At 65.9% G+C, this 14,058-nt stretch carries 12 protein-coding genes; 11 read left to right on the plus strand and 1 reads right to left on the minus strand.

The window, feature by feature from the left end; all coding sequences use genetic code 11:
- Window positions 1–2: 2 nt before the first annotated feature.
- Genes IEW87_RS03670 through IEW87_RS03685 form a run of 4 tightly spaced genes read left to right on the plus strand, consistent with a single transcriptional unit; the run spans window position 3 to window position 3,107 of the window.
- A complete protein-coding gene (locus tag IEW87_RS03670; protein ID WP_188710942.1) occupies window positions 3–1,088 on the plus strand; it encodes a cupin domain-containing protein in 1,086 nt (361 codons plus the stop codon).
- Window positions 1,085–1,921: a fumarylacetoacetate hydrolase family protein gene (locus tag IEW87_RS03675; RefSeq protein WP_188710943.1), complete on the plus strand. Its 837-nt coding sequence runs from the start codon at window positions 1,085–1,087 to the stop codon at window positions 1,919–1,921. Before IEW87_RS03670 ends, IEW87_RS03675 begins: the two co-directional genes overlap by 4 nt.
- Window positions 1,921–2,472 carry a maleylpyruvate isomerase N-terminal domain-containing protein gene (locus IEW87_RS03680; RefSeq protein ID WP_188710944.1) on the plus strand — a complete coding sequence of 184 codons (552 nt, stop codon included), beginning with the start codon at window positions 1,921–1,923 and terminating at the stop codon, window positions 2,470–2,472. The genes IEW87_RS03675 and IEW87_RS03680 overlap by 1 nt, the downstream gene beginning before the upstream one ends.
- A gap of 17 nt (window positions 2,473–2,489) precedes the next feature.
- Complete coding sequence (locus IEW87_RS03685; RefSeq protein WP_188710945.1) at window positions 2,490–3,107, plus strand: flavin reductase family protein; 618 nt, start codon at window positions 2,490–2,492, stop codon at window positions 3,105–3,107.
- Between the two features lie 77 nt (window positions 3,108–3,184).
- On the opposite strand, the gene IEW87_RS03690 is transcribed toward IEW87_RS03685, so the two are convergent.
- A complete protein-coding gene (locus IEW87_RS03690) occupies window positions 3,185–3,757 on the minus strand; it encodes a TetR/AcrR family transcriptional regulator (RefSeq protein WP_188710946.1) in 573 nt (190 codons plus the stop codon).
- Window positions 3,758–3,847: 90 nt separating this feature from the next.
- Here IEW87_RS03690 and IEW87_RS03695 point away from each other — a divergent pair, with 90 nt between their 5' ends.
- The 7 genes from IEW87_RS03695 to IEW87_RS03725 all read left to right on the plus strand — a co-directional run bounded on the left by IEW87_RS03695 (window position 3,848) and on the right by IEW87_RS03725 (window position 14,052).
- On the plus strand, window positions 3,848–6,115 hold the full coding sequence (locus tag IEW87_RS03695) for a glycoside hydrolase family 3 C-terminal domain-containing protein (RefSeq protein WP_188710947.1): 2,268 nt from the start codon (window positions 3,848–3,850) through the stop codon (window positions 6,113–6,115).
- Between the two features lie 225 nt (window positions 6,116–6,340).
- Window positions 6,341–7,903: an ABC transporter substrate-binding protein gene (locus tag IEW87_RS03700; RefSeq protein WP_188710948.1), complete on the plus strand. Its 1,563-nt coding sequence runs from the start codon at window positions 6,341–6,343 to the stop codon at window positions 7,901–7,903.
- Window positions 7,904–7,963: 60 nt separating this feature from the next.
- Window positions 7,964–8,905: an ABC transporter permease gene (locus IEW87_RS03705; RefSeq protein ID WP_188710949.1), complete on the plus strand. Its 942-nt coding sequence runs from the start codon at window positions 7,964–7,966 to the stop codon at window positions 8,903–8,905.
- Entirely contained in the window at window positions 8,902–10,650 is a 1,749-nt protein-coding gene (locus IEW87_RS03710) for a dipeptide/oligopeptide/nickel ABC transporter permease/ATP-binding protein (RefSeq protein WP_188710950.1), read from the plus strand. Before IEW87_RS03705 ends, IEW87_RS03710 begins: the two co-directional genes overlap by 4 nt.
- Window positions 10,650–11,495: an ATP-binding cassette domain-containing protein gene (locus tag IEW87_RS03715; RefSeq protein ID WP_188710951.1), complete on the plus strand. Its 846-nt coding sequence runs from the start codon at window positions 10,650–10,652 to the stop codon at window positions 11,493–11,495. The genes IEW87_RS03710 and IEW87_RS03715 overlap by 1 nt, the downstream gene beginning before the upstream one ends.
- Window positions 11,492–12,625, plus strand: coding sequence for a serine hydrolase domain-containing protein (locus IEW87_RS03720; protein ID WP_188710952.1), 1,134 nt, complete (start codon window positions 11,492–11,494; stop codon window positions 12,623–12,625). Before IEW87_RS03715 ends, IEW87_RS03720 begins: the two co-directional genes overlap by 4 nt.
- Window positions 12,622–14,052 carry a DUF1593 domain-containing protein gene (locus tag IEW87_RS03725; RefSeq protein WP_229730913.1) on the plus strand — a complete coding sequence of 477 codons (1,431 nt, stop codon included), beginning with the start codon at window positions 12,622–12,624 and terminating at the stop codon, window positions 14,050–14,052. Before IEW87_RS03720 ends, IEW87_RS03725 begins: the two co-directional genes overlap by 4 nt.
- The last annotated feature ends 6 nt before the right edge of the window (window positions 14,053–14,058 follow it).

Here is a 14,058-nt window from a genome sequence, read left to right on the forward strand (position 1 = left end):
AGATGGAGACGATGGACGGACGGGTCGACTCGCCCGAGCTGGAGCAGCTGTACGCCGACTTCGAGGCGAACTCGACCGCACCGCTGTGGACGCAGCGCGATGATCTGATGCCGATGACGCCGGCACCGGCCGCGGTTCCGCATGTGTGGCGCTGGTCGAACCTCTACGACATCGCGAAGCGCTCGGGCGACCTCGTACCCGTCGGGCGCGGCGGGGAACGGCGGGCGATCGGCCTGCGTAACCCCGGTCTTCCCGGCACCGCGTACGCGACGCCGACGCTGTGGTGCGCGATCCAGTACCTCGGCGGTCACGAGACGGCGCCCGAGCATCGACACAGCCAGAACGCGTTCCGGTTCGTCGTCGAGGGCGAGGGAGTCTGGACCGTCGTCAATGGCGATCCCGTTCGAATGTCTCGCGGAGACCTCCTGCTCACGCCGGGCTGGAACTTCCACGGTCACCACAACGACACGGCCGAGCCGATGGCGTGGATCGACGGGCTGGACATTCCGCTGTCGAACTACACGGACGTCGGCTTCTTCGAGTTCGGATCCGACCGCGTCACCGACGAGGCGTCGCCGGACGTCTCGCGTGCCGAGCGACTCTGGGCGCACCCGGGCCTGCGGCCGCTGTCGGGCATGGAGCAGCGCGTGAGCTCGCCGCTCTCTGCCTACCGGTGGGAGCACACCGACGCGGCGCTCGCCGAGCAGCTCGCGCTCGAGGACGAGGGCTACCCGGCCACGGTTGAGCAGGGGCACGCCGCGATCCGGTTCAGCAACCCGACGACCGGCGGCGACGTCATGCCGACGATCCGATGCGAGTTCCATCGCCTGCGTGAAGGGGCCGTCACGCCCGCGCGTCACGAGGTCGGATCCTCGGTGTGGCAGGTGTTCGAGGGGCGCGGCGAGGTCGTCCTGGGTGACGAAACGCATCGCGTCGAGAAGGGGGATCTGTTCGTCGTGCCGAGCTGGGTGCCCTGGTCGCTCCGGGCCGAGACCGGCTTCGATCTGTTCCGATTCAGCGACGCCCCCGTGATCGAGCGACTCGGCTTCGCCCGCACGTACGTTCCCGAACGAGACGGTGTGCGATGAGGCTCGCGACCCTGCGCCACGGAGACGGCACCACGTCGGCCGCGGTCGTCGCGGACGGAATCGCCACGGACGTCGTGGGGGCCGCGGACGTCGGCGCGCTCCTCGCGGATCCGGAGTGGCGCACGCGCGCGGCTTCGGCCGACGGACAGCAGACCGCGATCGACGGGCTCGCCCCGGAGAACTGGGGTGCCGTGATTCCGCGACCGGGCAAGGTCGTGTGTGTCGGCCTCAACTATCGCGAGCACATCCTCGAGATGGGGCGCGAGCTGCCCGCGCATCCGACCCTGTTCGCGAAGTTCGGAACGGCGATCACGGGGCCTTACGACGACATCGCGATTCCCGCCCACGCGGCCGATCAGGTCGACTGGGAGGCCGAGCTCGCCGTCGTGATCGGCGAACGCGTGCGCGACGCGGATCCTGCTGCCGCGGCGGCGGCGATCGCGGGGTACAGCGTGCTCAACGACATCTCGATGCGGGACTTCCAGAACCGCACGGTGCAGTGGATGCAGGGCAAGAACTTCGAGGCGACGACACCGCTCGGCCCCGTGCTGGTGACAGCGGACGAGTTCGAGCCGGGGCCGAGCATCCGGTGCGATGTCAATGGCGAGACGATGCAGGACGGGGCGACCGATGACCTCGTGTTCACGCCGGCCGACCTCGTCGCGTACATCTCGGCGATCTTCACGCTCGAGCCGGGCGATGTGATCGCCACGGGCACACCGGGCGGCGTCGGACATGCACGCACGCCCGCACGGTATCTGGCCGACGGCGACGAGCTGGTCACCACGATCGACGGCATCGGCGCGCTGCGCAACCGGATCCGAACGCGCTGATGGCCGCTCGCACCGACAACGTCGCCGACCCCGCGCTCGCGGCCGAGCTGCTGCTGGCGCGTCGCGGGCAAGCGTACTTCTCGCGCGTGCTGGGGCAGCTGCCGAACGGCGATCTCGGATCCGAGTCGTTCGTGCCCGGCTGGACGAACGCGCGCGTCGTCGCTCACGTGGCGCTCGATGCGCGTGCGACCGCGCACGCGGTCGAGGCGCTGCGCACCCGAGCCTCCGAGCCCGTTCTCGTCGATGCGGCGGAGCGCATCCGCGACATCGACTTCGCCGCCACGCTGCCGCCCGAAGCGCTCCGAAACCTCTCCGCCCACGCCGCCGTCCACCTGAACGTCGAATGGCGCGACCTGCCGGCGGAGGTGTGGTCCGAGAAGATCCGCGTGACCGGGAAGCCCCCGATCCTCGCAGCGGACACTGTGTGGAGGCGGTGCAACGAGGTGTGGACGAGATCCGTCGATCTTGCCGGCCCTTCCGCGATCCGCGACCTCCCGCGCGACGTGCTCGAGCGACTCCGCGCTCTACCCGAACCGCCACACTGGCTCTGACCTGAAGGAGACCTTCGTTGTTCATCGACGCCTCGACTCTCGACGCCGCCTCGACCTACCGCCTGCTCGTGGGGTCGGTCGTGCCACGCCCCATCGCCTGGGTGACGAGCGGCATCGCACCGCACGCCGTCAACCTCGCGCCGTTCAGCTCCTTCGCGTGGGTCAGCCAACACCCCGCCATGCTGGGCTTCACGGTGAATCGGCGGCCGGAGGGCCGCAAGGACACGATCGAGAACATCGAACGCGACGGCGAGTACGTCATCAACGTGGTGACGGATGACATGCTCGAGCCGATGCACGCGTCGAGCGAATGGCTGGCCCCCGACCACAGCGAGGTCGAGGCGCAGGATCTGCGGTTGGCGGCCTCGGAACACGTGCGCGTCCCGCGTCTGGCCGACGTGAAGGTCAGCATGGAGATGGTGCACGAGCGCACGATCGAATTCAGCCCGACCGGCGGACAGTTCGTCGTCGGGCGCGTCGTGGGATGGCACATCGATGAAGCCGTGATGACGGACGGACGCATCGACACCGAGCTGCTGCGCCCCGTCGGTCGCCTCGCTGGCCCGCGCTACAGCGGACTCGCTGAGGTCGTGGAGCTTCCCGCGGTTCCGGGCGGTGCGCCGACGAAGGCGTGAGGCCTCGCGGGCTGTGCCGTTCCGCGCTCGTCCCGCTGCTGAGGTCACATCAGAAAGGCCGCGATTCGACGCGGAGGCTACGCGTCGGGAGAGCGCAGGTCGTCGAGGAGCGTCCGGAGCTCGCCGGCCATGTCGACCGATGGATCCAGGAGGAACTGGGTCTGCAGGCCGTCAGTCGCGGCAATGAGTGAGGTCGCCGTGCTCGCCGGATCGAAGTTGCTCCGTAGGGATCCGTCGAGCTGAGCCGCGGACAGGGCCGCGGTGAGAGACGTCCGCAGGCGCTTGTAGCGCTCGGTGAAGAACTCGTGTGCGCGGTGCGACGGGTCCGCCGCCGCGACCGAAAGCTGCGCATACAGCTGCACGAGGCCGGGCACCTCGGCGTTATGCGAGACGATGCGCAGCAATCCTGCGAGGGGGTCGTCGACAATCAGCGCGGCGTCGACTTCGTCGCGCTTCCGCAGGACGGCGGTGAAGAGCTCGTCCTTGCTGTCGAAGTAGTGCAGCAGTCCGGCTTGGCTAAGACCGACGGCGTCCGCTATCTCGCGCACTGACGCGCGCCGGTAACCGTGAGTGGCGACGACGTCGAGCGCGACGGACAGGATCTCGTCGCGTTTGGCGATCCCTTTCGCGTAGGCACCCCGTGATGTCATGCGCTCAGCATAAAACCAAATGCCACTTGTTATCGAAAGTCGAACGGCATACGGTTTTGATCATCCCCGCCGCCGATCCGATGGAGAATCATGCCTGACGCCGCGTTCCCCGACATCACCGTGCTCACGCTCGAGGAGAAGGCCGCGCTGACGAGCGGCCTCGACTTCTGGCGACTGAAGGCCATCGACCGCCTTGGCGTGCCGAGCATCATGATGACCGACGGTCCGCACGGCCTCCGCAAGCAGGCGGGCGCGAGCGACCACCTCGGCCTCAATGCCTCCGTACCCGCGACCTGCTTCCCGCCCGCCGTTGGACTGGGCGCGAGTTGGGACCCCGAGCTCGCGACCCGCGTCGGTGCCGCCATCGGACGTGAGGCTGCGCTGGAGGACGTCGCGGTCGTGCTCGGGCCGGGGGTGAACATCAAGCGCTCGGTTCGCTGTGGCCGCAACTTCGAGTACTTCTCAGAGGACCCGATTCACGCCTCGAACATGGGATCCGGCATCGTGCGCGGCATCCAGTCCCAGGGCGTCGGCGCCTCGGTGAAGCACTTCGCGGCGAACAACCAGGAGACCGACCGCATGCGCGTGTCGAGCGACGTGGACCCGCGCCCCCTTCGCGAGATCTACCTGCGCGCCTTCCAGGGGATTGTCGAGGACGAACAGCCGTGGACGGTGATGTGCTCCTACAACCGCGTGAACGGCGTGTACGTGTCGGAGGATCCGTTCCTGCTCACGGAGGTGCTGCGCGACGAATGGGGTTTCGAGGGTCTCGTGGTGAGCGACTGGGGCGCGTCGAACGTGCGCACCGCGGGGATCCGCGCGGGAATGGACCTCGAGATGCCCGCCTCCGGCGGCGTCACGGATCGCCAGCTCGTTGAGGCGGTGCGCGACGGCAGCCTCGACGAAGCGGACCTCGACAGGTCCGCAGCGCGAGTGCTGACGCTCATCCGGCGTGCGACCGAGCGCGCTTCCGTGGAGGGCGCGCTCGACGTCGACGCGCATCACGCCCTTGCGCGAGAGGCTGCCGGTCGCTCGATCGTCATGCTGAAGAATGACGGCGGCCTGCTGCCGTTGCGACCGACGCAGAAGATCGCGGTGATCGGCGAGTTCGCCGAGAAGCCGCGTTTTCAGGGCGGCGGATCCAGCCACATCAATCCGACGCGCGTGGACGTTGCGCTCGACGCTATCCGCCAGGTCGCTCCGGAGGCGACGTACGCGCCCGGCTACGTGCTGCCCGACGCACCCGAGGGAATCGGTATGAGTGCGGTGCGGTCGTCGAAGCCCGCGCCTGAGGTGCAGGACCGACTGCGCGCGGAGGCCGTGGAAGCGGCCGCGGTGGCCGACGTGGCCGTGGTGTTCGTCGGCCTCCCCGACGAGGACGAGTCGGAGGGCTTCGATCGCGACCACATCGACCTGCCTGCGGAACACCTGGCGTTGATCGATGCGGTGGCCGCCGCGAACCCGAACGTCGTGGTCGTGCTGTCGAACGGGGGCGTCGTGGCGTTGCCGTTCGCGGACCGCGTGCCGGCGATCCTTGAAACCTGGCTCCTGGGGCAGGCGGGCGGATCGGGAACGGCCGACGTGCTGTTCGGCGCCGTGAACCCGTCCGGCCGCCTCGCCGAGTCGTTCCCGCACAGACTTGAGGACACTCCCGCCTTCAGCTCGTTTCCGGGCGAGGGGCAGCATGTGCGTTACGGCGAGGGGATCCACGTCGGCTACCGCTGGTACGATGCGCGTGCCATCGATGTGGCGTTCCCCTTCGGGCACGGCCTCAGCTACACGGCGTTCACGTACGGCGATGTGTCGGCTTCGTCGAACGCGAGTGGTGGAATCGACATCGTCGTCGACGTGACGAACATGGGGCCCGTCGTCGGCCGGGAGGTGGTTCAGGCATACGTGTCGGTCCCCGGGTCCGCGGTCGTCCGCGCCCCGCGTGAGCTCAAGGCGTTCCAGAGCGTCGAGATCCAACCGGGTGAGACGGTGACAGTGGCGCTGTCGGTGCGCCGCCGCGATCTCGCCTACTGGGAGGTGCGCACGGATCAGTGGATCGTCGAACCGAGTGACTATTGCGTCGAGGTGGGTGCGTCGAGCCGTGACCTTCGCGGATCCGCGGTCGTATCGCTCGCCGGCGACGACCTCGTCATCCCGGTGTCGAGCGACGCATCGGTGGGCGACGCATTCGCGCACCCCGTCGTCGGGCCGGTCGCGCGTCGAAGTCTCGAATCCAGTCCTTTCGGCGCATTCATGATGCACGAGGGGGAGTTGACGCCGATGGGTAGGGACATGCCGCTCAGCCGTCTCGTGAGCTTCGGGGTGTCCCCGGATCTGCTGTCGCGCATTCTCGACGTCGGGAAGTAACGTCCGCAGCCGCGCCCGTGGCTTTGGGGGTGCGCTCGTCGTCCACCGTTCGGACACTGCATGCGGAGTGGCAGACACGGTTCGGTAACGAAACGCGAGCGCGAGTCGGTTCTTTGGCGCGGCGAGTTGTTATTGGTCAACCGGTTGGTCACAATGGAGGTATCCAAAGTGACACTGATCGACGCCGCCGGGCGCGGACATCACTACGACGAAGTAAGGATGGCGATGAAACGACAGCAGAAGTTTTCGAGAACGGTCGGTGCCGTGGTGCTCACCGCGCTGGCGCTCAGCGGTTGCTCGGCAGGCGCCGGGGAGAACGGCAACGAGGGCGCTTCTGGCGGCTCAGCCGATGCCATCCTCAGCGTGGGATCGACTGTGGTCCCGCAGTCGTGGGACCCTGCCGACATCGGCGATGCGAACTACAAGCCGTACGCGCAAGCTGCATACGACTCCCTCATCCTCCGCGAACCTGACGGTGAGTACGTGCCGATGCTTGCCGAGTCATGGGAGTTCAGCGACGAGAACCGCACGATCACGCTTGACCTTCGTGACGACGTGACGTTCTCGGATGGTGAACCATTCGACGCCGATGCCGTGGTGGCCAACTTCGAACACTTCTCCGCCGGTACGGGACCGCTGTCGACTCAGCTCGATGGCTTCGAATCGGCGGAGGCGATCGACGAGTTTACCGTCGAAGCGACGTTCGTGAATGCGATCCCCGATCTTGTGTATAACCTCTCGGATGCTGCCGGGCGCATGGCGAGTCCCGCGAGCTTGGGAGATGAGAGCCTCGCGACTGTCCCCGTTGGCACCGGTCCATACGTGATGGACGAAGCATCGACGGTGCAGGGGTCGACCTACGTGCTCACGCCCCGCGACGGGTATTGGAACCCCGAGTTGCAGGAGTTCGACGCCGTCGAGTTCCGGATATTCGAAGACGAGGCAGCGCTGATCAACGCGCTGCGCAGCGGCCAAGTCGATGCCGGCAACCTGACGAGCCCGGACAACGTGTTGAGCGCGAGGGAGGCAGGCCTGTCGATCCTCAATCCGGAGGCGCACATCTCCTGGTTCGGACTCATCCTGTTCGACCGCACGGGTGAGATGGTGCCCGAACTCGCGGATCCTCGTGTCCGCGAGGCACTCGCGTGGGCGATCGATCGCGAGACGCTCGCGGAAGTCACCCTCGGTATCGATAACGGCACGATCGACACGCAGATCTTCAACGAGGGATCTACGGCATGGAGCGAGGGTCTTGCTGATCGGTATCACTATGACGTCGACAAGGCGAAGGAATTGATGGCGGAAGCTGGCGTGGACGGGTTCACCCTGACGATGCCCGTGAGCGCGCTCTTCTCCCAGGGCATGCTCACGGGAGTGCAGAACAACCTCGCGGAAATCGGTGTCGAGGTGGTCTGGGAGGACGTCCCGTCACAGGCCTTCATCGGGGACATGCTGAGCGGCAACTTCGCGACGAGTGTCATGGTCATTGGTGCCGTTCCCACTGACTGGTTTGTCGTGCAGTCGTATCTCGCCGAATCCGCTGCGTGGAACCCGCTCGGTACGACGGATGAAGAACTCCAGTCCCTGATCGACGCCATTCCCGCACAGAGCGAGGAGGAGCGTGTCGAGTCTTTCCGTCAGATCAATGAGTTCGTGGTCGAGAACAACTGGTTCCAGCCGTGGTTCTGGGCGGAGGAGAACTTCGCCGTCAACGAGGAGGCGGTGAACGTCGAGTTGCAGTTGCAGCAGAACGTGCCGTCGATCTACAACTACTCGCCCGTCTCCTGACACTGGCGCGCCCCGGGGTGATCGGCTCCGGGGCGCGTCCGTCGACAATCGGATGCACCTATGCTGACATTCCTCGCGAAGCGCGTCGCCTCTGGCTTGGTCCTCGTCGTCCTGATCCCCTCGTTGGCGTTCATCCTGATGCGCGCTGGATCCGCAGACGTGGCCCGGCAGATCCTCGGCCAGACGGCGACCGTTGAGCAAGTCGCGGCGAAGACCGCGGACCTCGGCCTCGATCGTCCCCTGATCGAGCAGTACCTGACCTGGGCAGGAGCTGCCTTGCGCGGTGATCTCGGCGTCTCGTGGTTCACGAACGAGTCCGTCGCGCACGCGATGGCGACGCGCGTGCCAGCGACTCTCAGTCTGGTCATCGTCACCACGATCGTCGCCGCCGTCGTCGCGGTGGCGCTCGGACTCGCGGCAGCGTATTTCCGTGGCTGGCTGGACAAAGTGCTGCAGGTGCTTTCGGTCGCTGGTTTCGCCTTGCCGGGCTTCTGGCTCGCGCTCATGCTCGTCATCTGGCTCGCGATCAACGTGCCGATCTTTCCGGCGACCGGATACGTGCCGATCGGTGAGGATCTCGGCGGTTGGGTGCGGTCGATTGTCCTGCCCGTGACAGCGCTGGCCGTCGGCGCCGTTACGGCGACCGCGCAACAAGTGCGCGGGGCCGTGATGGATGTGCTGCAGCAGGACTGGGTGCGCACACTGCGCGCGCGCGGGATCTCAACGACGTCGCTCGTTTTCAAACACGTCCTCCGCAGCGCGGGCGTCACGGGACTGACGGTTCTCGGCCTGCAGTTCATCGGACTCCTCGGCGGTGCCGTCTTCGTTGAGCGAATCTTCGCGATTCCCGGAATGGGCCAAGTACTCGTGTCGTCGACTGCGCAAGGCGACCTGCCGCTCGTGCTCGGCGTCGTGCTCGTCACGACGCTCATCGTCGTCATCGTCAACATCGTCATCGACCTCGGAGTCGGATTCTTCAACCCGAAGGCGCGTCTGTCATGACCAGCGAATACACCGCACCCCTCCCGACCGGCGAACCGACATTCAAGCGCGGCTCGGTCGTGCTCCGCGCGCTGCGCAATCCAGCGGGCTTGATCGCGGGCATCGCGATCGTGGTCGTGGTCACCGTCGCAGTATTCGCCGATATCATCGCCCCCTACGGTGCCGACGAGAGCGACCTCACGCGCCTTTTCGAACACGGAGGCGATGGTCATCTCCTCGGAACTGATGGAGCGGGGCGCGATGTCGTGTCGCTCCTGATCTACGGCGCGCGTTCATCGCTCATCGGCGCCGCGATCGCGGTCGGTGTCTCGATGCTCGTCGGCGTCCCCACTGGTCTCATCGCTGGCTTCTACGGACGCTGGTTCGACACGGTCGGCATGTGGATCTCGAGCGCCATTCTGGCACTGCCCGGGATCGTCGTATTGCTCGCGTTTCGCGCCTCGGTCAGCACCTCGATGTGGATGGCGATGCTCGTTTTCGGCGTCCTCCTCGCGCCTTCTTTCTTCAACCTCGTGCGGGCCTCCGTGCGCTCCGTGCGGGACGAGCTCTACGTCGATGCCGCGCGGGTATCCGGAGTGTCCGACGTTCGAATCATCGCCCGGCACGTCCTGACGGTGGTGAGAGCGCCGATCGTGATCCAAGCGGCGATGGTGGCGGCGCTCGGCCTCATGATTCAAGCGGGGCTCGAATTCTTGGGGCTCGGCGATCGCAACGTTCCGAGCTGGGGCCAGTCGTTGAACGAGGGATTTCAGAACATCTTCCGCGCCGACCACCTCGTTCTGTGGCCCGGGCTCGCGCTCGGCGTCACGATCGCTGCCTTCGCCCTGTTCGCCAACGCGCTGCGCGATGCGCTTGACGAGTCCGACAAGCCGCGCACACCTCCGGCCCGGCCCTCCGCCGACGCCGTCAGCTCTTCCGCGGTGTCCCGACGCGAGGGCGACCTCCTGAGCGTGCGAGATCTGCGGATCGCGTTCGGGCGGTCCGGGAACGACTCCGAGGTCGTCCACGGGGTGGACATCGATCTGAATGCAGGATCGGTGGTTGGCCTCGTGGGAGAGTCCGGTTCGGGAAAGACCCAGACCGCATTGGCAACGCTCGGTCTCCTTTCCGACGGGGGACGTATCACCGCCGGCTCCATCGCGATCGACGGTGAGATGGTGACGCACAAGCAGCGATTGCGCATGCTCGGTGCGGAGATCGGGTACATCCCCCAGGAGCCGATGAGCAACCTCGATCCCGCCTTCACTATCGGCAGTCAGCTGATCGAGCCGATTCGGCGTCACATGAAGGTCAGCAGAAGTGAAGCATCGTCGCGCGCCGTCGCCCTCCTCGAACGCGTCGGTATCCCGCAGCCGAAGCGCGTCATGGCGTCGTATCCACATCAGATCTCAGGCGGCATGGCACAGCGTGTGCTGATCGCGGGAGCGGTCTCCTGCGAGCCGCGGCTGTTGATTGCCGACGAACCGACGACAGCGCTCGATGTCACCATTCAAGCCGAGATCCTCGATCTTCTACGCGGCCTGCAGCAGGAGCGCGGGATGGGGCTCCTGATCGTCACTCACGACTTCGGCGTCGTGGCCGACATCTGTGACGAGGTATACGTCATGCAGTTCGGTGCGATCGTGGAACATCAGACCGTCGCGAATCTCTTCGACGCGCCCCGTCACGATTACACAAGGGCACTGCTGGGGGCATCGCTCGAGGGCGGCAAATCTCGCCGACAGCGTGAGAAGGAGGGCATCTAATGGCTGACGACCTGCTGCGCGTCGATGATCTCATCGTCGAGTTCCCCCTCCGTGGTTGGAGGAAACCACCGTTTCGCGCTCTCAACGGAGTTTCTCTCTCTGTGAAACCCGGCGAGACGCTTGGCATCGTCGGCGAATCGGGATCGGGGAAGTCGACGCTCGGGCGTGCCGTGCTGGGGTTGGCGCCCGTCACCGGAGGCACCATAACCTATGACGGACGGAACATCGCTGAGCTGACACGACGCGAGCGGCGCAGCCTCAGCAGCGACATTCAGGTGGTGTTTCAGGACCCTTACACGTCTTTGAACCCGTCGCTCACTGTTGGCGATATCCTCAGCGAGCCGCTCAAGCAGGCCGGTGTCGATGGTGCTCGGGCGACGAAGCGGATCACGGACCTTCTGGATCGCGTCGGCATGCCGTCTGATGCCGCGGGGCGACTTCCGAAGGAGTTCTCGGGCGGTCAACGCCAACGCATCGCGATCGCGCGGTCGCTCGCGCTTGAACCGAAGCTGATCGTGTGCGACGAGCCTGTGTCGGCACTGGACCTCACCACCCAACAGCGCGTGCTCGACCTCCTCATCGAGATTCAGGAGCGCACCGACGTCGCTTATTTGTTCGTGTCGCACGACCTCAGTGTGATCCGTCACATCAGCCACCGCGTCGCGGTGGTGTACCGCGGAGAGATCGTTGAGCAGGGTGACGTCGACAAGGTGACGACAGAGCCGGACCATCCGTACACGCAGCGCCTGCTGTTGGCATCTCCCGTGCCGAATCCTGCCGCGCAGGCGAGGCGGCGTGCGGAGCGTCACGCGTTCGTGATGTCACAAGAAGAGGAGCACTCATGATGTCTACCTATGACGGCAAGCTGAAGGGCACCGCCGACGAGCGGCTCGCGAATATCGTCGAGCGCTTCGAGGACCATCTCGTCGCGGATCCGAACCTGTCATTTCAGATGTCCGCATACGTCGATGGCCGCCTCGTGCTCGATGTGTATGGCGGTCCGGATATGGCACCTGACTCGCTCACTGTGCCGTATTCGACGTCGAAGAACACCGCGGGACTCGTGATCGGATTGCTCGTTCAGCGCGGTCTTCTTGATCTCGATGCGCCCGTCGCCGAGTGGTGGCCGGAGTTCGCCGCTCACGGCAAAGCGCACGTCACCGGGCGACAGCTCTTTTCTCACCAGGCGGGACTCCCCGACACCGACCCCAACCTCTCGTGGGAGGAGCTGCTCGACAATCACCGCGGTGCCGAGCGGCTCGCAGGGTCCCGTCCATACTGGCGTCCGGGGTCAGCATTCGGATATCACGCGATCACAATCGGCAATCTCGTCGACGCGGCCGTGCAACGTACTGATGGTCGGACGATCCACGAATTCTACGAGGCAGAACTGCGTCGACCGACACGAGCGGACTTCTATCTCGGGCTACCGCGCGAGCTTGATGACCGTCTCGTGCCGCTGCAGCCGATCATTCCGCCGCTGGGCGAGCGTCCCGCGCCGCAGGGACACTTTCCCCTGCGTGATGCCGCCTTCGGCACGCGCCCCGGAGCGCACGTGGACCTCGCGGGATCCGAGGAATCGTATCGATTCGGGCACCCGGCCGGGTCCGCCACGACGACGGCGCGTGGTGTCGCGACGCTGCTCGCCGGGGCAGTGACGGGTCTCGACGGTGCGGCAGCGATTCTCGACGCCGACACCGTATCGATCATCGGTGAGCAGCAGGTGCGGGGATTCGACGAAGTGCTGGGACAGCAGGACCGTGCGCATTCGATTATTTTCCAGAAGCCAAGCCAGCAACTTGCGTTCGGCAGCGCTCGGAGCTTCGGTCACGACGGTGCGATGGGCGCGCTCGGCTGTGTAGACCCCATCACCGGCGTCGCATTCGGGTACACGATCGTACGCGGACCGTGGCCGGGCGGCGCGGACCCCAGGGCAGTGCGTGCCGCGCGCGAGATCGGGGAGGCCTGCCTGTGATCGAACCAGATCCGCTCGCCACGCCGCGTATCGTCGTCACGACAGATCCAGAACTCGACGACCTCAACTCGATGCTGCGATTGCTGCTCTATAGCAACGAGATCGACATTGCGGCCCTCGTGTACTCGGCGAGCCAGTTCCATTACGCAGGTGACTCCGTGAAGGACATCGCCCCGTACCGATGGCCAGCCCCGGGTGACCGGATGCACATCGACATCGCGGTCGACGCGTACGAGAAGGCATACGACAATCTGGTGCGTCACGACCCGCGCTACCCGTTGCCCGCGGATCTACGGAGGCTTGTCAAGGTCGGGAACGTCAAGAACGTCGGCGATACGGACGAACCGACTCCGGGCTCGGATCTCGTACGAGACGTGCTCCTCGGCGACGCACCTGGCCAGGTGTTCGCGCAGGCATGGGGCGGCATGAATACGATCGCACGCGCGCTGCTCTCGATCGAGGAAGAGTTCTTCGGCACTGAACGGTGGGACGAGATCTACGCATTGATCACTCGTCGTACGGTCATCACGGCATTCGCCGAGCAAGATGGCACATTCGCGGAATACATCCGTCCGAGGTGGCCCGATCTGGAGTTCCGCGATGTCGCGACGACGGCGTGGGGGTACTTCGCGTCTGCGGTCGTGCCGGAAGAGGATGCCGTCTATCTGTCCCCGAACTGGATGCGCGAGAACGTCACGAGCGTGGGCCCGATCGGCGAGGAGTACCGCGTGTGGGGCGACGGCAAGCACATGGCCGATGGGTTCGACGAGGGCGACTATTTCGGGCTGGTGGATCCGAGGAAGGAAGACCTCGAGGCCCAGGGGTACGTCGTGTGGTGCCCGATTCAACCCGCGGGATCCTGGATCTCCGAGGGAGACTCATCCGCCTTCGCGCTGCACATCGACAACGGCTTGCGTAACTGGGAGCATCCATCGTTTGGCGGGTGGGGTGGGCGTCAAGAGCGCGACGCTCACGATCCTCATCGTTGGCACAGCGTAGGGGATTCCGGGCAAGGGCTAGCTGGCCCGATCACGGACCGTGGTGAGGTGGGGCAGTGGTTCGGCGCGTATCAGCGCGACTTTGCAGCACGCCTGCGATGGTCTGTGACTCCTGAATATGCCGACGCCAATCACGCGCCTCGAGTAGATGCCGACGGACCCGAACATCGCGTCGTCTCTGCCGGGGAGCGGGTCGAGCTGGCCTTTACGGTGATGGACCCCGACGGCGACGAGGTGCGGATCCGCACCTACGTCGACGAGAATGCGTCGACTTCGCGCGCGCACATCGAGCTCGCTGAGTCAGCCGTGTTGGTGGCCATTGCCGACGACGCGCCAACAGGATCCGTGACGCACGTGATCGTCGAAGCGACGGACTCAGGCGAGCCGATGATGACGGGATATGCGCGCTTCGTGCTGAGCGTGGAGTAAACCGGG

The sequence above is a fragment of the Microbacterium faecale genome (assembly GCF_014640975.1).
Classification (GTDB): domain Bacteria; phylum Actinomycetota; class Actinomycetes; order Actinomycetales; family Microbacteriaceae; genus Microbacterium; species Microbacterium faecale.